The organism is Acidovorax sp. SUPP3434 (assembly GCF_030159015.1).
GTDB lineage: Bacteria > Pseudomonadota > Gammaproteobacteria > Burkholderiales > Burkholderiaceae_C > Paracidovorax.
The window spans coordinates 210,259-230,426 of sequence record NZ_BQXL01000002.1 but is presented as its reverse complement, the minus strand read 5'-3'; the positions used below and the strand labels follow the sequence as shown (position 1 = coordinate 230,426).

General features: G+C 66.9%; 19 protein-coding genes. 4 read left to right on the top strand and 15 right to left on the bottom strand.

Annotation, left to right across the window (positions count from 1 at the left end):
- Positions 1 to 21: 21 nt before the first annotated feature.
- The 3 genes from AVKW3434_RS04905 to AVKW3434_RS04895 all read right to left on the bottom strand — a co-directional run bounded on the left by AVKW3434_RS04905 (position 22) and on the right by AVKW3434_RS04895 (position 3,058).
- The gene (locus tag AVKW3434_RS04905; protein WP_272565135.1) at positions 22 to 924 is read right to left on the bottom strand and encodes an amino acid ABC transporter substrate-binding protein; all 903 of its coding nucleotides are present in this window, start codon (positions 922 to 924) and stop codon (positions 22 to 24) included.
- Positions 925 to 1,046: 122 nt separating this feature from the next.
- Entirely contained in the window at positions 1,047 to 1,934 is an 888-nt protein-coding gene (locus AVKW3434_RS04900; RefSeq protein WP_272565136.1) for an amino acid ABC transporter substrate-binding protein, read from the bottom strand.
- Between the two features lie 185 nt (positions 1,935 to 2,119).
- Complete coding sequence (locus AVKW3434_RS04895) at positions 2,120 to 3,058, bottom strand: LysR substrate-binding domain-containing protein (RefSeq protein WP_272565137.1); 939 nt, start codon at positions 3,056 to 3,058, stop codon at positions 2,120 to 2,122.
- A 198-nt stretch (positions 3,059 to 3,256) separates the two neighbouring features.
- Between AVKW3434_RS04895 and AVKW3434_RS04890 the strand changes: the two genes are divergently transcribed.
- From AVKW3434_RS04890 to AVKW3434_RS04880, 3 genes are read left to right on the top strand one after another with little or no spacing between them, the layout of a single operon-like run.
- Entirely contained in the window at positions 3,257 to 3,814 is a 558-nt protein-coding gene (locus tag AVKW3434_RS04890) for a TRAP transporter small permease (RefSeq protein WP_284404961.1), read from the top strand.
- Positions 3,811 to 5,109: a TRAP transporter large permease gene (locus AVKW3434_RS04885; RefSeq protein ID WP_284404960.1), complete on the top strand. Its 1,299-nt coding sequence runs from the start codon at positions 3,811 to 3,813 to the stop codon at positions 5,107 to 5,109. The genes AVKW3434_RS04890 and AVKW3434_RS04885 overlap by 4 nt, the downstream gene beginning before the upstream one ends.
- Positions 5,110 to 5,160: 51 nt before the next feature.
- Positions 5,161 to 6,192, top strand: coding sequence for a DctP family TRAP transporter solute-binding subunit (locus AVKW3434_RS04880; protein ID WP_284404959.1), 1,032 nt, complete (start codon positions 5,161 to 5,163; stop codon positions 6,190 to 6,192).
- A gap of 53 nt (positions 6,193 to 6,245) precedes the next feature.
- Here AVKW3434_RS04880 and AVKW3434_RS04875 read toward each other — a convergent pair whose 3' ends face one another.
- On the bottom strand, positions 6,246 to 8,075 hold the full coding sequence (locus tag AVKW3434_RS04875; RefSeq protein WP_284404958.1) for an ABCB family ABC transporter ATP-binding protein/permease: 1,830 nt from the start codon (positions 8,073 to 8,075) through the stop codon (positions 6,246 to 6,248).
- A 41-nt stretch (positions 8,076 to 8,116) separates the two neighbouring features.
- On the opposite strand from AVKW3434_RS04875, the gene AVKW3434_RS04870 reads away from it, so the two are divergent.
- Entirely contained in the window at positions 8,117 to 8,554 is a 438-nt protein-coding gene (locus tag AVKW3434_RS04870; RefSeq protein WP_284404957.1) for an acyl-CoA thioesterase, read from the top strand.
- Positions 8,555 to 8,669: 115 nt separating this feature from the next.
- Here the strand turns inward: AVKW3434_RS04870 and AVKW3434_RS04865 are convergent, their stop codons facing one another.
- The 11 genes from AVKW3434_RS04865 to AVKW3434_RS04815 form a co-directional block, all read right to left on the bottom strand.
- Positions 8,670 to 9,260, bottom strand: coding sequence for a bactofilin family protein (locus tag AVKW3434_RS04865; RefSeq protein WP_284404956.1), 591 nt, complete (start codon positions 9,258 to 9,260; stop codon positions 8,670 to 8,672).
- Between the two features lie 150 nt (positions 9,261 to 9,410).
- The gene (locus tag AVKW3434_RS04860; RefSeq protein ID WP_284404954.1) at positions 9,411 to 9,899 is read right to left on the bottom strand and encodes a thioesterase family protein; all 489 of its coding nucleotides are present in this window, start codon (positions 9,897 to 9,899) and stop codon (positions 9,411 to 9,413) included.
- An 18-nt stretch (positions 9,900 to 9,917) separates the two neighbouring features.
- Positions 9,918 to 10,955 carry a tripartite tricarboxylate transporter substrate-binding protein gene (locus AVKW3434_RS04855; RefSeq protein ID WP_284404952.1) on the bottom strand — a complete coding sequence of 346 codons (1,038 nt, stop codon included), beginning with the start codon at positions 10,953 to 10,955 and terminating at the stop codon, positions 9,918 to 9,920.
- A 118-nt stretch (positions 10,956 to 11,073) separates the two neighbouring features.
- Positions 11,074 to 11,853, bottom strand: a complete 780-nt coding sequence (locus AVKW3434_RS04850) for an enoyl-CoA hydratase (protein WP_272565146.1) — start codon at positions 11,851 to 11,853, stop codon at positions 11,074 to 11,076.
- A 61-nt stretch (positions 11,854 to 11,914) separates the two neighbouring features.
- Positions 11,915 to 12,742 carry an acyl-CoA thioesterase gene (locus tag AVKW3434_RS04845; protein WP_284404950.1) on the bottom strand — a complete coding sequence of 276 codons (828 nt, stop codon included), beginning with the start codon at positions 12,740 to 12,742 and terminating at the stop codon, positions 11,915 to 11,917.
- Between the two features lie 94 nt (positions 12,743 to 12,836).
- On the bottom strand, positions 12,837 to 14,036 hold the full coding sequence (locus tag AVKW3434_RS04840) for an acetyl-CoA C-acyltransferase (RefSeq protein WP_284404948.1): 1,200 nt from the start codon (positions 14,034 to 14,036) through the stop codon (positions 12,837 to 12,839).
- Between the two features lie 53 nt (positions 14,037 to 14,089).
- On the bottom strand, positions 14,090 to 14,608 hold the full coding sequence (locus AVKW3434_RS04835; RefSeq protein WP_272565149.1) for a DUF4442 domain-containing protein: 519 nt from the start codon (positions 14,606 to 14,608) through the stop codon (positions 14,090 to 14,092).
- A 19-nt stretch (positions 14,609 to 14,627) separates the two neighbouring features.
- The gene (locus AVKW3434_RS04830) at positions 14,628 to 17,048 is read right to left on the bottom strand and encodes a 3-hydroxyacyl-CoA dehydrogenase/enoyl-CoA hydratase family protein (RefSeq protein ID WP_284404946.1); all 2,421 of its coding nucleotides are present in this window, start codon (positions 17,046 to 17,048) and stop codon (positions 14,628 to 14,630) included.
- Between the two features lie 21 nt (positions 17,049 to 17,069).
- The gene (locus tag AVKW3434_RS04825; RefSeq protein WP_284404944.1) at positions 17,070 to 17,504 is read right to left on the bottom strand and encodes a DUF2147 domain-containing protein; all 435 of its coding nucleotides are present in this window, start codon (positions 17,502 to 17,504) and stop codon (positions 17,070 to 17,072) included.
- A gap of 47 nt (positions 17,505 to 17,551) precedes the next feature.
- Positions 17,552 to 19,357, bottom strand: a complete 1,806-nt coding sequence (locus AVKW3434_RS04820) for an acyl-CoA dehydrogenase C-terminal domain-containing protein (protein ID WP_272565152.1) — start codon at positions 19,355 to 19,357, stop codon at positions 17,552 to 17,554.
- Positions 19,358 to 19,428: 71 nt separating this feature from the next.
- Complete coding sequence (locus AVKW3434_RS04815) at positions 19,429 to 20,097, bottom strand: TetR/AcrR family transcriptional regulator (protein ID WP_272569803.1); 669 nt, start codon at positions 20,095 to 20,097, stop codon at positions 19,429 to 19,431.
- Positions 20,098 to 20,168 lie beyond the last annotated feature (71 nt).

Genomic DNA, 20,168 nt, shown 5'->3' with positions numbered 1-20,168 from the left:
CCGCATGCGAGCGCCGGGCGCTCAGTCCTTGGTGGCGTACTCTTCCATGGGCTTGTCGTTGGGGTTCGCCCAGGCCGCCTTCGTCGCTTCGCTCGCTGGCAGGCCGATCTTCACGTTGTTCGGGGGCACGGGCTGCAGGAACCACTTGTCGTACAGCTTGGCCATGTCGCCGGACTTGATCTGCGCCTTGATGCTGTCGTCCACGGCCTTCTTGAAGGCGGGGTCGTCCTTGCGGATCATGATCGCGATGGGTTCCACGCTCAGCACTTCGCCGACGATCTTGAAATCGTTGGGGCTCTTGGACTTGGCGATGTTGGAAGCCAGGATCGAGCCGTCCATGATGAAGGCGTCGGCGCGGCCGGACTCCAGCAGCAGGAAGCTGTCGGAATGGTCCTTGCCGAAAACTTCCTTGAACGTCAGGCCTTCGGCGCGCTTGTTCTTGCGCAGCGTCTGCACCGAGGTGGTGCCCGTGGTGGTGGCGATGTTCTTGCCGTTCAGGTCCTTGATGCCGGTGATGCCCGAATCGGCCTTGACGGCGATGCGCACTTCCTCGACATAGGTCGTGACCGCGAAGGCGACGTCCTTCTGGCGGGCCGCGTTGTTGGTGGTGGAGCCGCACTCGATGTCCACGGTGCCGTTTTGCACCAGGGGGATGCGGTTTTGCGACGTGACGGGCTGGTACTTGACGTCCAGCTTGGCCAGGCCGAGCTGCTTTTGAACGTCGGCGATCACCTTGGCGCACACGTCGTAGTGGAAGCCCGTGTACTTGCCGTCACCCAGGGTGTACGACAGGCCGGAGGATTCGCGCACACCTTCGGTGATCGTGCCGGAGGCCTTGATCTTGGCCAGCGTGTCGTTGGCTTGCGCGAATGCGCTCCCTGCGGCCAGGGCGGTGATGGCGACTGCCAGCAAATGCTTCTTCATCAGGATCTCCTTAGAACTTACGGATACAACGGAAACAATCATTCTAGATAGTGGCACGGAGTGGAATTCGCCACCATGCCGAATACCCGGAACATCGGGTCAGCGCAGCTAAAAAACGGCGCTCAAAACGGAACCTGATCGGTGGGATAGCGCCAGAAATCCCGCAAGAGATAGCTCACCGGAAGATTGAGCGCGCGGTTGGACGGGGGGATGGGCTGGGCGAACCACTTGTCGTAGATGGGATAGATCTCGCGGCTGGTGATCAGCCGGCGCATCTCGTCGTCCACCAGTTTCTTGAACGCGGGGTCGTTCTTGGGCAGCATGATGGCCAGCGGCTCGGTGGTGATGAACTTGCCGACCACCTTCAAGGCGGCCGGATTGGGGCGGTTGGACGCCAGGCCGTAGAGCAGCACGTCGTCCATTGCGAAGGCATCGGCCTCGCCCTTTTCCACCATCTCGACGGCCCGGGCATGGTCCGGGGCTTCGACGATGTTGATCTGCAGGAGCCGCTCGCGGTTGATCTGCTGGGCCGCCTTCAAGGGCGTGGTGCCCTTGGTGGACACGAGCTTCTTGCCGCTGAGGTCTTCGATGCGGTCCACGTTGCTCTGGGCCGGCACCAGCAGGCGGGCGCCGGTGATGAAGTGGGGCACGGTGAACGCCACGACCTGGCGGCGTTCGGCATTGTTGGTGGTGGAGCCGCACTCCATGTCGGCGCGGCCTTTCTCGATGGTCTCCATGCGGTTGGCCGAGGTGACCGGCACGAATTCCACGTCCATGTCCTTGCGGCCGGTCTTCTTGCGAACGACCTCGGCGATCCGCTGGCACAGCTCCACCGCATAGCCCACGGGCTTGCCGGCGTCCACATAGGAGAAGGGCACCGAGGATTCCCGGTAGGCCAGCACCAGCTTGCCGCCGGCGGTGACCCGCTCCAGTACCCCCTGCGCGGAGACAGCCATGCCCCAGCACAAGGCGGCAACGCCCCATACGGCCTTCCAATGGAATGTTTTCATGGCTTGTCTCAAAGTTCGTAAGTTCTAACCTGAGCAAACACCGTGCCAGGCCGGGCCTCTCTGTTGGGCGAAGGCTTGTGCACTTCGCTCCGGACGCCGGGACGGAATGTACGTCCCGTCACACGGTCTTTCCAATGCCAAATGCACGGTGGAATATGCATTTGACACATAACCTGACCCTGCGGTCAAAGGGGCTTGTCCGTACTGTGGGCCTGCAGGTAGGTCCACAGCGACTGCGCGATGCCCTTGGAGGGCTCCTTGCCGGATGGCTTTTCGCGGTAGGCCCGCACTTCCATCGCCATCTGCAGGTCCTCCACGCCCGGGGGCGCCGCGCTGACCAGGCGGCGCGAGCGCAGTTCCTTCTTGACCGCGCTGTGGGGCAGGAAGGCCACCCCGTGCCCCTCGACCGCCATCGCCTTCAGTCCCTCGGCCATGTCGGTTTCATAGACGCGGTCCAGGTGGATGGCCGTGCCCGACTGCTTGAGGATCAAGTCCGTCACGCGGCCCAGATAGGCCCCGGGTGCATACCCCAGGTAGGGCAGCGGCTCGCCCGCGCGGCCCGGCAGGCTGAACAGCGGCTGGCCGTCGGCATTGGCGCGCGAATAGGGCGAGAGGATTTCCTGGCCCAGGGTCACCATTTCGTAGCGGTCGGCGTCGAGCTGGAAGGGCTGCGAGGGATGGTGGTAGGCGATCAGCAGGTCGCACCCCCCCTCCACCAGGCGCAGCACGGCATCGTGCACGTTGAGCGCGATGAGGCGGCTCTTGACCGGCCCGAAACGCTCGCGCAGGCTCGACAGCCAGGCGGGAAAGAACGTGAAGGCGAGCGTGTGCGGCACCGCGAACTCGATCATGTCCTTGCCGGCGCTGGTGTGGGCCCGCAGCATGGCGCGGGTGTTCTGCATGGCCTGCAGCATCTCCAGCGCTTCCTCGTAGAGCGTCTTGCCCGCGGGCGTGAGCCGGGTCGGGTAGGAGCTGCGGTCCACCAGATCGGTGCCGGCCCAGGCCTCCAGCGCCTGGATGCGGCGCGAGAACGCCGGCTGGGTCACGTGGCGCAATTGCGCTGAACGGCTGAAGCTGCGCGTTTCCGCGAGGCTGACGAAATCCTCGAGCCACTTGGTTTCCATGGCGCGCATTATCGGGGGCCGCGCGTGCCTGCGCCGCAAGGCCCCTTGGGGAAACCCTGCACCGGACCCTGCCACGTTTGCTTGCAAAATGGCTTCGGCGCTCCGAGCGCCGCCCCGTCCGGGCCCCTGGCGCACAAGGCCGGCGGGCAGAGTGACCCGCATCGCCACGCTGTCCGTTCTCTCGACCCTCTGCCTCCCATGTCCTCACTTCCCCCGTCCGGGCCCGTGTCCCACGACGCGGCACGGCCTGCCGCACCGCCCGACGACGCTCCCCGCTCCCTGCGCATCGAAGACTGGCTCACCGTCATCGTGATGGCGGCGCTGGCCCTCATCACCTTCGCCAATGTGCTGGTGCGCTACTTCACCAACTCCTCCTTCGCCTGGACGGAGGAGATCTCGGTCTTCCTCATGATCGTCCTGGCGCTGGTGGCGGGCTCCGCCGCGGTCGCGCGCGACCAGCACATCCGCATCGAATGGTTCGCCGAGGGCGGCTCGGCGGCACGCCGGCACGCGCTGGCGCGCTTCGGTGCGCTGATGGTGGCACTGCTGTTCGGCGTGATCGCCGTGCTGAGCGTGCGGGTGGTGTGGGACGACTACCGCTTCGGCGAGACCTCCCCCGGCATCGGCGTGCCGCAGTGGTGGTATTCGGTGTGGCTGCCGCTGCTGTCCGCACTGATCACCTGGCGGGCGGTGGGGCTGTTCATCCGCCGGGGCCGCAGGGCCTCCTCGGCGGGCCGGCAGGACACTTCCGCATGATCGCGACCCTGCTGTTCGTGGCGTTCCTCGCCATGATGTTCGTGGGCGTGCCCATCGGCGCCGCGCTGGGGCTGGCGGGGGTGGCGGCCATTGCCCTGGCCAATGCCGACAGCCAATGGTTCGGCCTGCTGGCCGTGCCTCAGAACTTCTATGCCGGCCTGGGCAAGTACCCGCTGCTGGCCATTCCCATGTTCGTGCTCGTGGGCTCGATCTTCGACCGCTCCGGCGTGGCGCTTCGGCTCGTGAACTTCGCGGTGGCCATCCTGGGCCGCGGCCCGGGCATGCTGCCCCTGGTGGCCATCGCCGTGGCGATGTTCCTGGGCGGCATCTCCGGCTCGGGGCCGGCCAATGCGGCCGCGGTGGGCGGCGTGATGATCGCGGCCATGTCGCGGGCGGGCTATCCGGGCTCGTTCTCCGCCAGCGTGGTGGGCGCCGCGGCGGCCACCGACATCCTGATCCCGCCTTCCGTCGCGTTCATCATCTATTCGGTGCTGGTGCCGGGCGCCTCGGTGCCCGCGCTGTTCGCGGCCGGCATGATTCCCGGCGTGCTCGCCGGCATCGCGCTGATCGTGCCAGCGGTGTGGCTGGCCCGCCGGCACAAGATGGGCGCGCTCGAATCCTCCATGCCGCGCCCGCCGTTCTGGCGCAGCCTGCGCGAGGCCTCCTGGGGCCTGGCCGCGCCGGTCCTGATCCTGGGCGGCATGCGGGCGGGCTGGTTCACCCCCACCGAGGCGGCCGTGGTGGCGGTGTTCTACGGCCTGTTCGTGGGCATGTGCATTCACCGAACGATCAAGGTGCGCGACCTGTTCCCCATCCTGCGCGAGGCGGGCGAACTCTCGGCCGTGATCCTGCTGGTGGTGTCGCTGGCCGGCATCTTCGCGTTCTCGCTGTCCACGCTGGGCGTGATCGATCCGGTGGCCAAGGCCATCGTGAACTCGGGCCTGGGCGAATACGGCGTGATGGCGCTGCTGATCCTGCTGCTCATCACGGTGGGCATGTTCCTCGACGGCATCTCGATCTTCCTGATCTTCGTGCCGCTGCTGCTGCCCATCATGCAGCACTACCAGTGGGACCCGGTGTGGTTCGGCGTCATCCTCACGCTCAAGGTCGCCCTGGGCCAGTTCACGCCGCCGCTGGCCGTGAACCTCATGGTGTCGTGCCGCATCGCCGGCGTGCGCATGGAGTCCACCGTGCGCTGGGTGGGGCCGATGCTGCTGGCGATGTTCGTCGTCATGGTGCTGGTCATCGCCTTCCCGCAGCTGGCGCTGTGGCTGCCCGCCCGCCTGGGCTACTGACCCCATCGACCCCACCGCCCCCTTTTCACCGAGAACCAGGAGACTGAACCCATGAAACTGCGCACCTTCCTCACCAGCGCCGTCGCTGCCGCCGCCGCACTGGCCTTCGCCACGCCGGCCCTGGCGCAAAACTACAAGAGCGAATACCGCATGTCGCTGGTGCTGGGCACCGCCTTCCCCTGGGGCAAGGGCGGCGAACTGTGGGCCAACAAGGTCCGCGAACGCACGCAGGGCCGCATCAACATCAAGCTCTACCCCGGCGTTTCGCTGATCCAGGGCGACCAGACGCGCGAGTTCAGCGCGCTGCGCCAGGGCGTGATCGACATGGCCGTGGGCTCCACCATCAACTGGTCGCCCCAGGTCAAGCCGCTCAACCTGTTCTCGCTGCCCTTCCTGTTTCCGGACTACGCCGCCGTGGATGCGGTGACGCAAGGCGAAGTGGGCAAGAGCATCTTCCAGACGCTGGACAAGGCCGGCGTGGTGCCATTGGCCTGGGGCGAGAACGGCTACCGCGAAATCTCCAACTCCAAGCGCCCCATCAAGAGCCCCGAAGACCTCAAGGGCCTGAAGATCCGCGTGGTCGGCTCGCCGCTGTTCCTGGACACCTTCTCTGCACTGGGCGCCAATCCCACCCAGATGAGCTGGGCCGACGCCCAGCCCGCCATGGCCAGCAGCGCCGTGGATGGGCAGGAGAACCCGGTGTCGGTCTACATGGCCGCCAAGCTCTACACCGTGGCACAGAAATACATGACCCTGTGGGGCTACATGAACGACCCGCTGATCTTCGTGGTCAACAAGGACATCTGGAATTCCTGGACGCCCGCCGACCGCGAAATCGTCAAGCAGGCCGCCATCGACGCCGGCAAGGAACAGATCGCCATCGCGCGCAAAGGCATGGTCGAAGCCGACAAGCCCCTGCTCAAGGAAATCGCCAGCCACGGGGTGACGGTGACCCAGCTCAGCCCCGCCGAGCGCACCGCCTTCGCCAAGGCCACGCGCCCGGTGTTCGACAAGTGGAAGGGCCAGATCGGCGCGGACCTGGTGGACCAGGCCGAGAAGGCGATCGCAGCGCGCAAGCCCTGACGGGCCGGCCTGCGCGCCGGCGCCCACGCACCAAAGCGCGCTGCGGCGGCCCGTCAGCCGGCCTCTCCGCTTTGCTGCAGCGCCCACATGCTGGCGTAGCGGCCGCCCTGCTCCAAGAGCGCGGCATGGGTGCCGCGCTCGATGATGCGGCCTGCTTCCATCACCAGGATCTCGTGCGCATCCACCACCGTGGAGAGGCGGTGCGCGATCACCAGGGCCGTCTTGTTGCGCGCCGCGCTTTTCAGCTCGGTCTGGATGGCCCGCTCATTGGCTGAATCGAGCGCGGACGTGGCCTCGTCGAAGATCAGGATCGGCGGGTTCTTCAGCAGCGTGCGGGCGATCGCCACCCGCTGCTTCTCGCCGCCGGAGAGCTTGAGGCCGCGCTCGCCCACCTGCGTGGCGTAACCCAGCGGCGTGGCGGCGATGAAGCCATGGATGCGCGCGGCCTGGGCGGCGGCTTCCACAGCATCATGGCCCGCGCCCGGGTGGCCGTAGGCGATGTTGTAGGCGATGGTGTCGTTGAACAGCACGGTGTCCTGCGGCACGATGCCGATGGCGCGCCGCAGGCTGTCCTGCGTCACGGCCCGGATGTCCTGCCCGGCCACCGTGATGCGGCCCGACTGGATGTCGTAGAAGCGAAAGAGCAGGCGCGCCAGCGTGGACTTGCCCGATCCAGAAGGCCCCACCACCGCCACCGTCTTGCCGGCGGGAATCTCGAAGCTGATGCCGTGCAGGATGGGCCGCGCGCTGCCCGCACGGCTTTCGTAGGCGAAGTGCACGTCTTCAAAGCGCACGGCCGGGTGCTCCAGGTGGACCAGCGGCTGGGCGCCGGGCGCATCGGCCACCTCGCGCTCCTTGTCCATCAGTGTGAACATCTTGTCGAGGTCGGTCAGGCTCTGCTTGATCTCGCGGTAGATCACGCCCAAAAAGTTGAGCGGAATGTAGAGCTGGATCATGAAGGCGTTCACCATGACCAGATCGCCCAGCGTCATGCGGCCATCGGCCACGCCTTGCGCGGCGCGCCACAGCATGGCCACCAGGCCGGTGGCGATGATGAGCTGCTGCCCGGTGTTCAGCAGCGACAGCGAGGTCTGGCTCTTGAGCCGCGCATGGCGCAGCCGCTGCAGGCTTTCGTCGTAGCGCTGGGCTTCGAACGCCTCGTTGTTGAAGTACTTGACGGTCTCGTAGTTCAGCAGCGAGTCTACCGCCTTGGCGTGCGCGGCCGAGTCGAACTCGTTGGCCTGCCGGCGGAACTTCGTGCGCCACTCGGTCAGCAGCACAGTGAACGCGATGTACAGGCCCAGGGCGCCCAGCGTGATCCAGGCGAACCACGCGTCGAACTTGACGGCCAGCACGGTGAGCACAAGGAACACCTCGATCAGGGTGGCGCCGATGTTGAACAGCGTGAACGAGATCAGTGATTCGATGCCGCGCACGCCGCGTTCGATGTCGCGCGTCATGCCGCCCGTCTGCCGCTCCAGGTGAAAGCGCAGGCTCAAGGCATGCAGGTGCTCGAACGTCTGCAGCGCGATGCTGCGGGCCGCGCCCTGCGTGGCCTTGGCGAAGACCAGTTCCCGCAGTTCGGTCAGGATGGAGGTGGAAAGGCGCAACCCGCCATAGGCCAGCAACAGGGCGATGGGCACGACCACCACGGCGGCGGGGTCGCCCGGAGCGATCGACATGGCATCGATCAATTGCTTGAGCAGCAGCGGCACTCCGACGTTGGCCACCTTGGCCCCCACGACGAAGACCAGCGCCGCGATCACCCGCCATTTGTATTGCCAGAGATAGGGAACGAGCCGGCCGAGCGTGGCCCAGTCGGTGCGGGAGCCGGCGCCGGGGCGCGCGACGAGAGGGGGTGGGGATTCGCCGTGGGGGCGCATGAAGGACAATTCCGGTTGTTGTTTTTACCGAGATTGTGCCCATGACCGCTCTTCCCAGCGCTGCGTTGACCGAATTGCCCACCGACAAGGAGCTGGTGCTCAAGGTGATTCCGATGCCGGCCGACTGCAACGCCAACGGCGACATCTTCGGCGGCTGGGTCATGGCCCAGGTGGACCTGGCGGGATCGGTGCTGCCGGCGCGCTATGTGCAGGGCCGCATGGCCACCGTGGCGGTGAACGAATTCGTATTCAAGCAGCCCGTTCGCGTGGGGGACATTCTTTCGTTCTTCTCGGCGGTCACGCGCACTGGACGCACCTCGGTCACGGTGGAGGTCGAGGTGTATGCAGAGCGCTTTTCAGCGCAGGGCCGGTATGTGAAGGTCACGGAAGCACGGCTGACCTATGTGGCCATCGATGCCGCAGGCAGGCCCCGTCCGCTGCCGGCCACCGCAGCGCCCGAGGGTGGCGCGGCAGGCTGAGAACGTGGAGTAAAACCCCGGCGCGAAACGCCTGGCCTGCCACGGGCCGTACGTGGCAGGTCGGTGAAGCGCGCCCTCGGCGCACGCCGGGATTGATCGCAATGCCCGCCGAGGCTCAGGCCGCGGCGAGTGCAGGCGCTTCGTTGCGCGCGTTGGTGGTGTTGTTGTTGTTGCTCACCGCATTGGCTCGGGGAGCGGGGCCCGACGTGCCGGCAAAGATTTCGCCGGCCAACTGGCCGCCCTCTTCGATCACCACCTTGCCGTAGCGGATCTTGCCGGTCACCTTGCCGGTGCTGTAGATCACGAGCTTTTCGCGCACGGTGAGCGTGCCGTCGAACTCGCCGTGGATCTCGGCGATGTCGATCTCGGCCGAGCCGCGGAAGGCGCCCTGCTCGGCGATGTGGATCACGCGGGAGTCCATCGTGGCCTCCACCGTGCCTTCGACCACGAGCGTGTCGCAATCGGTGATCTCCACCCCCTTGAGCTTGATGTTCGGGCCCACCGTCAGCTTGCTGCCCACGCCGTCGGAAACGGCACTGCCGGGCGCCGTGCCCGTGGACACGGGCTTGGCGGAAGAAGGGGTGGTGGTCGTGGCACTGTTGCCACCGGGCACCACGGTGGTCGCACCGCCGAGGACGGAAGAAGGTTGGCGAGGCTGGAATGCGTCGGGTTCACGCTTGCCGAAGAAGGGGTTTTGCACGGCCATCAGATCTCCTTGAAAAAGAGCCATGCTAGAAGCGACGTTCCGCGAAAACTCCCCGCGTTACGCAAGAACGGTAACTAAACCATTCGATCGTTGCATGCACTTGCATGCTTTGCAGCGACATACATCACCGCGATCGCGCGTAGGCTCCGGCTACGAAACGATGTAGGCCGCAGCGCCCGCCGACATGAGCGTGCCGTCCGGGCCGAAAAACTCCATGCGCGTGCTGGCCACGCGCGAGCCCAGGCGCAGCACTTCGGCCCGCAGGGTGAAGTGGCTCCCGATGCCTGGCCGCAGATAGTCGATGCGCAGGTCGATGGTGCCCAGCTTGCCGAAGCGGTGCAGGCGCTGCGCAGGCGGCTCGTCCATGTGGCGGGCACCGATGGCCGCCATCACGGCGAGCCCCCCCATGGCATCCAGCCCCGCGCTGATGACACCGCCGTGCACGCGGTTGTAGGCGTAGTGCCCCACCAGCTCAGGCTTCATCTCGATGCGCGCCTCGACATGCTTGGCCCCCAGATGCGTGACCTTGAGACCGAGCAGCTGGTTGAAGACGATGCGCTGCTCGAAGATGTCCTTCAAACCATCGATGAACTCGGCCTCGAACGGAGAGGGCTGGGCGGAATCAGGGGGTGGAGTCATCGAGGAAGGGGCAAGGGTTCAGGGCTGAAAGCCCGAATGGCGGACCACCGGCGCCCATTGCGCCTTGTAGGCCGTCAGCATTTTGGCGGTCTGGTCGCGCGAGCTGACCACAGGCACCATGTCGGCCGCCACGAAGCGGGCCTGCAGGGCCGGGTCCGCCATGACCTGGGTCACCGTGTCGGCAATGCGCCGGGCCCGGGCGGGCGGCAGCCACGCAGGCGCGTAGAGCACGTTCCAGCCGAGGGCGGACAGGCCCAGCCCCGCCTCCTTGAAAGTGGGCACCGTCGGCAGCGTGGGCGACCGTTGTTCGCCCGACACCGCCAGAATGCGCAGCTTGCCGGCCTTGTGCAGCGGCTCCAGCGCATCCAGCGTGTCCACGGCGATGGGCACGTGACCGCCCATCAGATCGTTGAGCAGCGGCGCGGACCCCCGATATCCGACGACGGGCAGTTGCAGGGAGAGCTTCTCGGCCAGCATCAGGGCAAAGAAATGCGGCAGGCTGCCGGTGGCCGGCACGCCGGCGGCCACCTTGTCCTGATTGGCCAGCATCCAGGCGTGCAGGTGGGCGAATTCCTTGACCGGCACGGCCGTGGACACGGCCAGGCCGAACTGATAGCTCGTGATCTGGGACAAGGCCACATAGTCCTTGTCGGGGTCGTAGCCGTTGTCCTTGAAGACCAGGGGCGCCACCAGCATGGTGGCCGGGTTGGCCAGCACGACCTGGTTCTGGCCGGAACTGTCGCGGTGCAACTGCTGGACGGCCAGCCGCCCCCCCGCGCCCACGCGGTTTTCCACCACCACCGGCACCGCCAGCCGGGGACCGAGGGCATCGGCCAGCAGGCGCGCGGCCCGATCGGATGCGCCGCCGGCCGCATACGGCACCACCACCTTGAGGATGCCGCCTTCCAGCGGCACGGGTGCCGGAGCGACCGCCCCCTGCGCCAGGGCCGACGACCCCAGGGCGCCGCTGGCAAGCGATGCGCCCCATTGCACAAAGGCGCGGCGCGACGGCGCGCGGGGAGCAGCGAATGGCGAAGGTGGTTTGACAGCAGTCATGGCACGGTCCGGCAGGGGGTTTATGGATGAGCAGGAATGTACTGCCAGATTCATGCCGCCGGCATCTATCGTTATGCCCAGTTCCCAGGCAAAACGCCAGGCCGCCCCCCAGATGCTGTCACACCGCGCTGAAATCCGGCCGGCGTTTCTCGACGAAGGCGCTGAACGCCTCCCGCGCCGCGGGCTCCTGCAGCATGCGACCGAAGCTCGCACCCTCCTGCGCCATGCGCTCCAGCACCGCAGCCGTCTGGCCCTGCTTCATGAGCCGCTTGGTCTCGATGAGCGCGGAAAGCGGCTTGGCGGCCAGCTTGCGCGCCTGGGTCTGGGCCACCATGTTGCACTCGGTGGGCGGCACCACGCGGTTGACCAGTCCCACCTCCAGCGCCGCCTCGGCCAGGAAGGGCTCGCCCAGCAGCAGCGCCTCGGCGGCACGGTGGTAGCCCATCATCTGCGGCACGAGCAGGCTGGACGCGGCCTCAGGGCACAGCCCCAGGTTGACGAAGGGCATGGAGAACGCGGCGTTGTCGCCCGCGTAGACCAGGTCGCAGTGAAAGAGCATGGTGGTGCCGATGCCCACGGCCGGGCCGCAGACTGCGGCCACCACCGGCTTCGGGAACGTGGCGATGCCGCGCAGGAAACGGAACACCGGCGAGTCCTGCGTGGATGGTGGCTTGTTCAGGAAGTCGCCGATGTCGTTGCCGGCGCTGAAGATGGCCACATCGCCCTGCAGCACGACCACGCGCACCGCGCTGTCGGCCGCGGCGGACTCCAGCGCATCCGCCAGCGCGGCGTACATCGCGGTGGTGATGGAGTTCTTTTTCTCCACGCGGTTGAAGGTGATGGTGGCCACGCCGGATTCGGTGTGAACGAGGATGTCCTGGGTCGGGGTATCGGTCATGGGAAAGCTCCTGCCATGGAAGGTCGTGGGCGGGGAAAGCGAACGGGACGCCGGGGGCGCCTCATTCCTTGTAATAAACGATCTGGTGGCTGCTGGCCAGCATGGTGCCGGCATCGTTCCACAACTGGGCCGTCTGATCGAAAAAGCCATTGCGGAATTCTTGCGCACGCGCCTGGCCCAGCAAGAATCCGGTGCCCGTGGCCGCCAGTTGCTCCCGGCCCGCGTGGAAATACACCGTGAGGGACACCGTGCCTGCCGGCACCCGGTGCGCACGGCGCAGCCAGACCCGCGGAAAGAACACATCGGCCAGTGCCGCCAGCGCGCAGAAGTCGAGCGGGCGGGCCGGCGCATCGCGCATCCACAGCTGCGAGAGGCTGCTGTCGCCGCTGCCGTCCCAGCGCTGCGGCAAGGCCCCCGCCACCGGCCGCAGTTCGTAGCGGTCGAGCCAGGCCACGCCCAGCCCTTTGGCCAGCGGCTCCAGGGTGTCGGGGCCGGGCGCTGTCGGCATGGGGGTGTCGGCCAGGCTCCAGGTTTCGCGGCGGGCGGCGGTCACGGCGGTGCCCGTGGTGGTGGTGACCCATTCGCCGTCGGCGCCGGGCTGCACGATGGACAGCGTCCAGTGCTGCGTGGACCGGTTGGTGCGCACCGGCATGGCCTGCACCGTGAAGGGGCCCTGCGACACCGCGCCGGCGTAATTGACGGTGAGCGACAGCGGCTCCCCCAGGCGGTCGGGGTGCTGCAGCACGGCCTGCAGCAGCACCGCGGCCGTCGCGCCGCCGAAAGGGCCGACCATGTTCCAGTACGCGGGCGTGGTCCGGCCGGTGTACCGGTGGGCACCGGCCGGCTCCAGGGCCAGCGCGTCGTCCAGGGGATGGAGATCGAGAGTCATGGTGTGCGAGTGTGCCGTGATTGCTTTCTCCGTCCCGTCGTGCCGGCGACTGCCTGAACCCCGGAATGCCGGGGCGCGCAATGCGCCCCCGACCTCAGACGCGCTCGAAGATGCCCGCAGCGCCCTGCCCCATGCCCACGCACATGGTCACCATGCCGTACTTGAGGTTCTTGCGGTGCAGCGCATGCACCACCGTGGCGGCGCGGATGGCGCCCGTGGCGCCCAGCGGGTGGCCCAGGGCGATGGCGCCGCCCATGGGATTGACCTTGGAAGGGTCCAGGCCCAATTGGCGCACGACCGCCAGCGACTGCGCGGCGAAGGCTTCGTTCAGCTCGAACCAGTCGATGTCTTCATGCTTGAGGCCCGCATAGCGCAGCGCGGCCGGAATGGCCTCGATGGGGCCGATGCCCATGATGCTGGGCGGCACGCCCTTGCTGGCGAAGCTCACGAAGCGGGCCAACGGCGTGAGGCCGAAACGCTTCACGGCTGCCTCGCTCGCCAGGATCAGCGCGCCCGCGCCGTCGCTGGTCTGCGAGCTGTTGCCGGCGGTGACGGAGCCCCGCGCGGCGAACACCGTCTTGAGCTTGGCGAGGCCTTCCAGGCTGGTGTCGGGCCGTGCGCCTTCGTCCAGCGCCACGGTGCGGGTCTTGGCGATGCTCTCGCCCGTCTCCAGGTCCGCCGTGCGGTCGGTCACCTCGATGGGCGTGATCTCGTCGGTGAACTCGCCGGCCTGCTGCGCGGCCAGCGCCTTCTGGTGCGACTGCAGCGCGAAGGCGTCCTGGTCCTCGCGCGACACCTTCCACTGCTGCGCCACCTTCTCGGCCGTGAGGCCCATGCCATAGGCGATGCCCACGTCGCCGTCCTTGGCGAAGATGCTGGGCGACAGCGAGGGCGTATTGCCCATCATGGGCACCATGCTCATGCTTTCCACGCCAGCGGCGATCATCACGTCGGCCTCGCCCACGCGGATGCGGTCGGCCGCCATCTGCACGGCCGACAGGCCCGAGGCGCAGAAGCGGTTCACGGTGATGCCGCCCACGCTGGTGGGCAGCCCCGCCAGCACCGCGCCGATGCGCGCCACGTTCAGCCCCTGGGCGCCTTCCGGAATCGCGCAGCCGCAGATGATGTCTTCGATGGAGGCCGGGTCCAGCCCGGGCACCTGGGCCAGGGCCGCCTTGAGGGTGGTCGCCAGCAGATCGTCGGGGCGGGTGTTGCGGAAAAAGCCGCGGTGCGACTTGCCAATGGGCGTGCGCGTGGCGGCGACGATGTAGGCGTCCTGCATTTGTTTTGCCATGGAGAAGGCTCCTTCAATCGATCAATCGATCGGTCAGTCAATCAGTCAGTCAGTTACTTGGCGGGGCGGCTGGACGGAATCCAGGCCCACGTGAATTCGCATTCCACCGGCTCGATGCCAGCCTCGTCCGTCACGGTGACCTGCACCTGCATCTCGCCCTTGTCGCTGTCCTGCATGGCCTGGCGCTGCGCGTCGGTCAGCACCGCCACCGCGCGCAAGGCGCCCGTGGCGCGCTTGCGAAAGGCCATCTTCAAGTCCTTGGCCAGCGGCAGGCAGTCGTCGCGCACGTTCAGGCCCATCGCCATGCCCGTGGCCGTCTCGGCCAGCAGGTTCATGGCCGAGGCGTGGATGCTGCCGACGTGATTGCGCACGCGGTGCTCGTTGGGCAGGCGCACTTCCACGCGGTTCGGCGACATCTCGATGAACTCCACGCGCGCCGTGCGGGTGAACGGCACGGCGCGGCGCAGCACCAGGTTGCGCACCCAGGGGCGCAGGAACTTCGGGAACTCGTCCACCTGTTCCAGCTGGAGCTGCATGCGGTTGGGCGGGAATGCGCCGGTGGAGGTCGTCATGCGGTCGTCCGATGGCACATCAGTTGCGCAGGGGCTTGCCGGTGTTCAGCATGCCCAGGATGCGCTCCTGCGTCTTGGGGTGCTGGATGAGCGCGCAGAAGGCCTTGCGCTCCAGCGCCATCAGGTATTCCTCGCTCACCAGCGTGCCTGCGTCCACGTCGCCGCCGCACACGATCTCGGCGATCAGGGTGGCGATGTGCTGGTCGTGGTCGCTGATGAAGCCGCCGTCGCGCATGTTCACCAGCGAGCCGCGGATGGTGGCGATGCCGCTGCGACCGGCCACGGGGAACAGGCGCTTGTTCGGTGCGCGCCAGCCGCTGGCCGCCATCGCCTTGGCTTCGTTCAGGGCGACGAACAGCACCTCGTCCTTGTGCGGCACGACGATGTCGCTGTCCAGCAGGTAGCCGAGCTTCTTCGATTCCAGCGCGCTGGTGCCCACCTTGGCCATGGCCGCGGCGGTGAAGCCTTCGGTCAGGAAGGGCAGGATGTCCTTGCCCGTGGAGGCGGCGGCGTTCTCGGCCGCACGGCGCGCGATGTAGGTCAGACCGCCGGCGCCCGGCACCAGGCCCACGCCCACTTCGACGAGGCCGATGTAGCTTTCCATGTGCGCCACGCGGCGGGCCGAATACACGGCCAGCTCGCAGCCGCCACCCAGTGCCATGCCGTGGATGGCGGACACCACCGGCACCTGGGCGTAGCGCAGGCGCAGCATGAGGTTCTGCAGTTCCTGCTCGACACTTTCGATGGCCGAGATGCCGGCCACGACGAAGGCCGGCATGGTGGCGGCCAGATCGGCACCCACGCTGAACGGCGCGTCGCCGGACCAGATCACCAGGCCGTCGTATTCGCGCTCGGCGGTGTCGATGGCTTCGACGAGGCCCTCCATCACGTCGGGGCTGATCGCATGCATCTTGCTCTGGATGCTGGCGATCAGGATCCGGCTACCGGAGGGGCCTCCATCCTTGTCCAGCGTCCAGGTGCGCAGCGCATCGGACTCGGACACCGTGGTGCCGGCCGTGCGCCAGTCGGGCAGCGCCTCGCCCAGCAGCTTCTCGGGGAAGTGCTGGCGCTCGTACACGGGCAGCTGGCGGCGCGGCACGAACTTGGCGCGCGAAGCGCTCCACGATCCTTCGGCCGTGTGCACGCCGCCGGCCTCGGCCACCGGGCCCTTGAACACCCAGTCGGGCAGCGGCGCCTTGCTGAGCGCCTTGCCGGCGTCGATGTCCTCCTGGATCATCTTCGCCACCTCCAGCCAGCCGGCTTCCTGCCACAGCTCGAAGGGGCCCTGCTTCATGCCGAAGCCCCATCGCATGGCCTGGTCCACGTCGCGCGCGTTGTCGGCGATGGTGCCCAGGTGCACGGCAGCGTAATGGAAGCTGTTGCGCAGGATGGCCCAGAGGAACCGGCCCTGCGCGCCCTCGGCATGGCGCAGCAGCTTCAGGCGCTCGCCGGCGGGCTTCTTCAGCATGCGGGCATACACCTCGTCGGCCTTCTGGCCACCGGGCACGTACTCGCCGCTTTCCAGGTCGAAGCGCAGGATGTCGCGGCCCACCTTCTTGTAGAAGCCCGCCTTGGCCTTCTGGCCCAGGTTCTTCATCTCGATGAGTTTGTTCAGCACCTCGGGCGTGCCGAAGCTGCCGTAGAACGGATCGCTCTCTTCGGTCAGGTTGTCCTGGAGCGTCTTGATGACGTGCGCCATGGTGTCCAGGCCCACCACGTCGGCGGTGCGGAAGGTGCCGCTGCTGGCGCGGCCCAGCTTCTTGCCCGTGAGATCGTCCACCACGTCGTAGGTCAGGCCGAAGTTCTCCACTTCCTTCATCGTCGCCAGCATGCCGGCGATGCCGACGCGGTTGGCGATGAAGTTGGGCGTGTCGTGCGCGCGCACCACGCCCTTGCCGAGGCCGCTGGTCACGAAGGCTTCGAGCTGGTCGAGCACCTCGGGCCGGGTCGTCGGCGTGTCGATCAGTTCCACCAGCGTCATGTAGCGCGGCGGGTTGAAGAAGTGGATGCCGCAAAAGCGCGGCTTGATGGCGTCGGGCAGCGCCTCGCTCAGGCGCGTGATCGACAGGCCGGAGGTGTTCGAAGCCACGATGGCGCCGGGTGCGACGAAGGGCGCGATCTTCTTGTAGAGATCGAGCTTCCAGTCCATGCGCTCGGCAATCGCCTCGATGATGAGATCGCACCCGCGCAGCTGCTCCAGGTGCTCTTCATAGTTGGCCTGGCCGATCAGCGCGGCGTCTTCCGCCACGCCCAGCGGTGCGGGCTTGAGCTTCTTGAGCCCCTCGATGGCCTTGTTGACGATGCCGTTCTTCGGGCCTTCCTTGGCGGGCAGGTCGAACAGGACGACCGGCACTTTCACGTTGGCGAGGTGGGCGGCGATCTGCGCACCCATCACGCCCGCGCCGAGCACGGCGACTTTCTTCACTTGGAATCGGGACATGGTTGGTTTCTTTGGAATGGGTTACTGCATGCGCTGCCAGACCTGCGTGCGCCAGAACGGGCCGAGGTAGCCGCGCACCTCCAGCTTGGCGCCGCCGTCGATGGGCGTGAAGCTGGCGCGATATTCCTTGCCGTTTTCGGGGTCGAGGATCTTGCCGCCCTCCCACACGTCCTTGCCTTCGGCCTTCTTGCCGCCCCGGATGATCTCCAGGCCGGCGATGGGCTGGCCCTTACGGTCGTCCTGGCATTCGACGCAGACCGCATCGGCGGGCGTGTCCTTCTTCAGCGACTTCTCGATGCGCCCGGTGAGAGCGCCGCCCGTTTCGGCGATGCGGATCTCGGCCTTGGCCTCGCCCGTCTTGTCGTCGATGCTGCGCCACCCGCCCACGGGCGACATCTGGGCCCACGCGGGGGCGGCCATGGCCACACACAACATCGCTGCTAGCGCTTTATTCATAACGGCTCCAGTGCAAAAAAAGGCGGGGAAGGGGGCGGCCGGTGCGCTCAGGCCAGCGCGGCGTCGGTGTCCATCAGCGGCTTGGCGCCGGCACGCGCAGTGCGCATCAGCGTGGCCGTTTCGGGGAACAGCTTGGCGAAGTAAAAACGCGCCGTCTGTAGCTTGGCGACATAGAACGGGTCGGTGTTGCCGTTGGCGATCTCGCGCAGCGCCACCTGGGCCATGCGGGCGAAGAGATAGCCGAACACCAGGTGGCCGGCCACGCGCAGGTAGTCCACGGCGGCAGCGCCCACTTCGTCGGGGTTCTGGAAGCCCTTGAAGCCGATCTCGGTGGTGAACTTGGTCATCTGCTCGCCCAGGTAGGCGATGGGGTTGATGAACTCGGCCATCTTCTCGTTCACGCCCTCTTCCTGCACCAGCTGGCCCACCAGCTTGCCGAACTTCTTGAGCGTGGCGCCGTTGTTGCCCAGCACCTTGCGGCCCAGCAGGTCCAGCGACTGGATGGTGTTGGTGCCTTCATAGATCATGTTGATGCGGTTGTCGCGCACGAACTGCTCCATGCCCCATTCCTTGATGAAGCCGTGGCCGCCGAAGACCTGCATGCAGGCGTTGGTGGCGATGTGCCCGTTGTCGGTGATGAAGGCCTTGACGATGGGCGTGAGCAGCGCCACCAGTTCGTCCGCCTCTTGGCGCACCTTTTCGTCGGGATGGCTGTGCGATTTGTCGAGCAGCAGCGTGCAGTAGATCTGCAGCGCGCGGGCGCCTTCGGCGTAGGCCTTGGCGGTCAGCAGCATCTTGCGCACGTCGGGGTGCACGATGATCGGGTCGGCATCCTTGTCCTTGGCTTTCGTGCCCGAAAGGCTGCGCATCTGCGTGCGGTCCTTGGCGTAGGCCAGCGCGTTCTGGAACGCCACTTCGGTCAGGCCCAGCGACTGGTTGCCCACGCCCAGGCGCGCGGCATTCATCATCACGAACATGGCCTGCAGGCCCTTGTGCGGCTGGCCCACCAGCGTGCCGATGGCGCCGTCGATGGCGATCTGCGCCGTGGCGTTGCCGTGGATGCCCATCTTGTGCTCCAGCCCGGCGCAGAAGATCGGGTTGCGCTCGCCCAGCGAGCCGTCGGCGTTCACGTGGTACTTGGGCACGATGAACAGGCTGATGCCCTTGCTGCCCTTGGGCGCATCGGGCAGGCGGGCCAGCACCAGGTGAACGATGTTCTCGGTGAAGTCGTGCTCGCCCGCGCTGATGAAGATCTTGTTGCCGGTGATCTTGTAGGTGCCCTCGGGCGCGCCCGCCACGGGCTCGGCCTTGGTGCGCAGCAGCCCGAGGTCGGTACCGCAATGGGGCTCGGTCAGGCACATGGTGCCGGTCCATTCGCCGCTGGTCAGCTTGGGCAGGTAGAGCTTCTTTTGCTCGGGCGTGCCGTGCGCATGCAGCGCCTCGTAGGCGCCGTGCGACAGGCCGGGGTACATCGTCCAGGCCTGGTTGGCGCTGTTGAGCATTTCATAAAGGCACTGGTTCAGCACGAACGGCAGGCCCTGGCCGCCGTATTCGGTCTCGCAGCTCAGGGCCGCCCAGCCGCCTTCCACGTACTGAGCGTAGGCCTGCTTGAAACCCTTGGGCGTGGTCACCTCGTGCGTCGCCTTGTCGAGCGTGCAGCCTTCCTCGTCCCCGCTGATGTTGAGAGGGAACGCCACGCCCGTGGCGAACTTGCCCGCCTCTTCCAGCACGGCGTTGATGGTGTCCACGTCCACGTCGGCATGCTTGGGCAGGGCCTTCAGTTCTTCGGTCGCCTTGAACACCTCGTGCAGTACGAATTGCATGTCGCGAAGGGGCGGCGTGTAGGTCGGCATGGGGGGCTCCTTGGATGGAAAGGGTGGGAAATGAAAAGGAAAGAGGGAGAGAGAAAAGCAAAACGGGTCGGTCAATCCTGCGCGGGCGGCGGTGCGCCATAGCGGGTGAGGATGCTGTCGAAGCCGGCATTGGCCCGGTCGATGGAGCCGGGTGTCTGCAGGAAGCGCGCCTCGTAGTGCAGCGCCAGGATGAGGCCGTGGATCTCGAACAGCATCTGCTCGGCATTCACGTCGCCGCGCAGTTCGCCCTGCTCCTTGCACTGGTCGATGGCGCGCTTCATGGCGGCCAGCCAGGTCAGCACCGAACTGGCCAGCGCATCGCGCACGGGGCCGGTGCGGTCGTCGAACTCCACGGCACCGCTGATGTAGATGCAGCCCGAATCGATTTCGATGGAGGTGCGCTTCATCCAGTTGCCGAACAGGGCCCGCAAGCGCGGCAGGCCCCGTGGGGCGGACACGGCCGGGTAGAACACTTCCTGCTCGAAGCGCGCGTGGTATTCGCGGATGACGGAGATCTGCAGCTCCTCGCGCGAACCAAAATGGGCGAACACGCCGGACTTGCTCATGCCCGTCACGTCCGCCAGCGCCCCGATCGACAGGCCTTCCAGCCCGATGTGCGTGGCCAGGCCCAGCGCGGCCTCGACGATCGCCGCCTTGGTCTGCTGCCCCTTTTGCAAGGCGCGGCCTTCGCGGGTGCTGGCGGAGCGAACGGAGCGGGATGGGAGGGGGGTGACCGGCATGGAAAAAATAAAACGAACGATCGTGCTATTTTGCATGAAAACGCCGGGCCTGCCCATCCCGCGGGGCGATG

Excerpts from the sequence above, each read along its gene's own strand:
- AVKW3434_RS04845 (WP_284404950.1), bottom strand. The coding sequence starts at position 12,742 with ATGACTCTCGATCTCCATCCCCTGGACGACGCGCTGGCCCTGGAGCCG.
- AVKW3434_RS04880 (WP_284404959.1), top strand. The coding sequence starts at position 5,161 with ATGAAACTGCGCACCTTCCTCACCAGCGCCGTCGCTGCCGCCGCCGCA.
- AVKW3434_RS04825 (WP_284404944.1), bottom strand. The coding sequence starts at position 17,504 with ATGAATAAAGCGCTAGCAGCGATGTTGTGTGTGGCCATGGCCGCCCCC.
- AVKW3434_RS04875 (WP_284404958.1), bottom strand. The coding sequence starts at position 8,075 with ATGCGCCCCCACGGCGAATCCCCACCCCCTCTCGTCGCGCGCCCCGGC.
- AVKW3434_RS04900 (WP_272565136.1), bottom strand. The coding sequence starts at position 1,934 with ATGAAAACATTCCATTGGAAGGCCGTATGGGGCGTTGCCGCCTTGTGC.
- AVKW3434_RS04820 (WP_272565152.1), bottom strand. The coding sequence starts at position 19,357 with ATGCCGACCTACACGCCGCCCCTTCGCGACATGCAATTCGTACTGCAC.
- AVKW3434_RS04885 (WP_284404960.1), top strand. The coding sequence starts at position 3,811 with ATGATCGCGACCCTGCTGTTCGTGGCGTTCCTCGCCATGATGTTCGTG.
- AVKW3434_RS04905 (WP_272565135.1), bottom strand. The coding sequence starts at position 924 with ATGAAGAAGCATTTGCTGGCAGTCGCCATCACCGCCCTGGCCGCAGGG.
- AVKW3434_RS04890 (WP_284404961.1), top strand. The coding sequence starts at position 3,257 with ATGTCCTCACTTCCCCCGTCCGGGCCCGTGTCCCACGACGCGGCACGG.
- AVKW3434_RS04870 (WP_284404957.1), top strand. The coding sequence starts at position 8,117 with ATGACCGCTCTTCCCAGCGCTGCGTTGACCGAATTGCCCACCGACAAG.
- AVKW3434_RS04850 (WP_272565146.1), bottom strand. The coding sequence starts at position 11,853 with ATGACCGATACCCCGACCCAGGACATCCTCGTTCACACCGAATCCGGC.
- AVKW3434_RS04855 (WP_284404952.1), bottom strand. The coding sequence starts at position 10,955 with ATGACTGCTGTCAAACCACCTTCGCCATTCGCTGCTCCCCGCGCGCCG.
- AVKW3434_RS04815 (WP_272569803.1), bottom strand. The coding sequence starts at position 20,097 with ATGCCGGTCACCCCCCTCCCATCCCGCTCCGTTCGCTCCGCCAGCACC.
- AVKW3434_RS04835 (WP_272565149.1), bottom strand. The coding sequence starts at position 14,608 with ATGACGACCTCCACCGGCGCATTCCCGCCCAACCGCATGCAGCTCCAG.
- AVKW3434_RS04865 (WP_284404956.1), bottom strand. The coding sequence starts at position 9,260 with ATGGCCGTGCAAAACCCCTTCTTCGGCAAGCGTGAACCCGACGCATTC.
- AVKW3434_RS04895 (WP_272565137.1), bottom strand. The coding sequence starts at position 3,058 with ATGGAAACCAAGTGGCTCGAGGATTTCGTCAGCCTCGCGGAAACGCGC.
- AVKW3434_RS04840 (WP_284404948.1), bottom strand. The coding sequence starts at position 14,036 with ATGGCAAAACAAATGCAGGACGCCTACATCGTCGCCGCCACGCGCACG.
- AVKW3434_RS04860 (WP_284404954.1), bottom strand. The coding sequence starts at position 9,899 with ATGACTCCACCCCCTGATTCCGCCCAGCCCTCTCCGTTCGAGGCCGAG.
- AVKW3434_RS04830 (WP_284404946.1), bottom strand. The coding sequence starts at position 17,048 with ATGTCCCGATTCCAAGTGAAGAAAGTCGCCGTGCTCGGCGCGGGCGTG.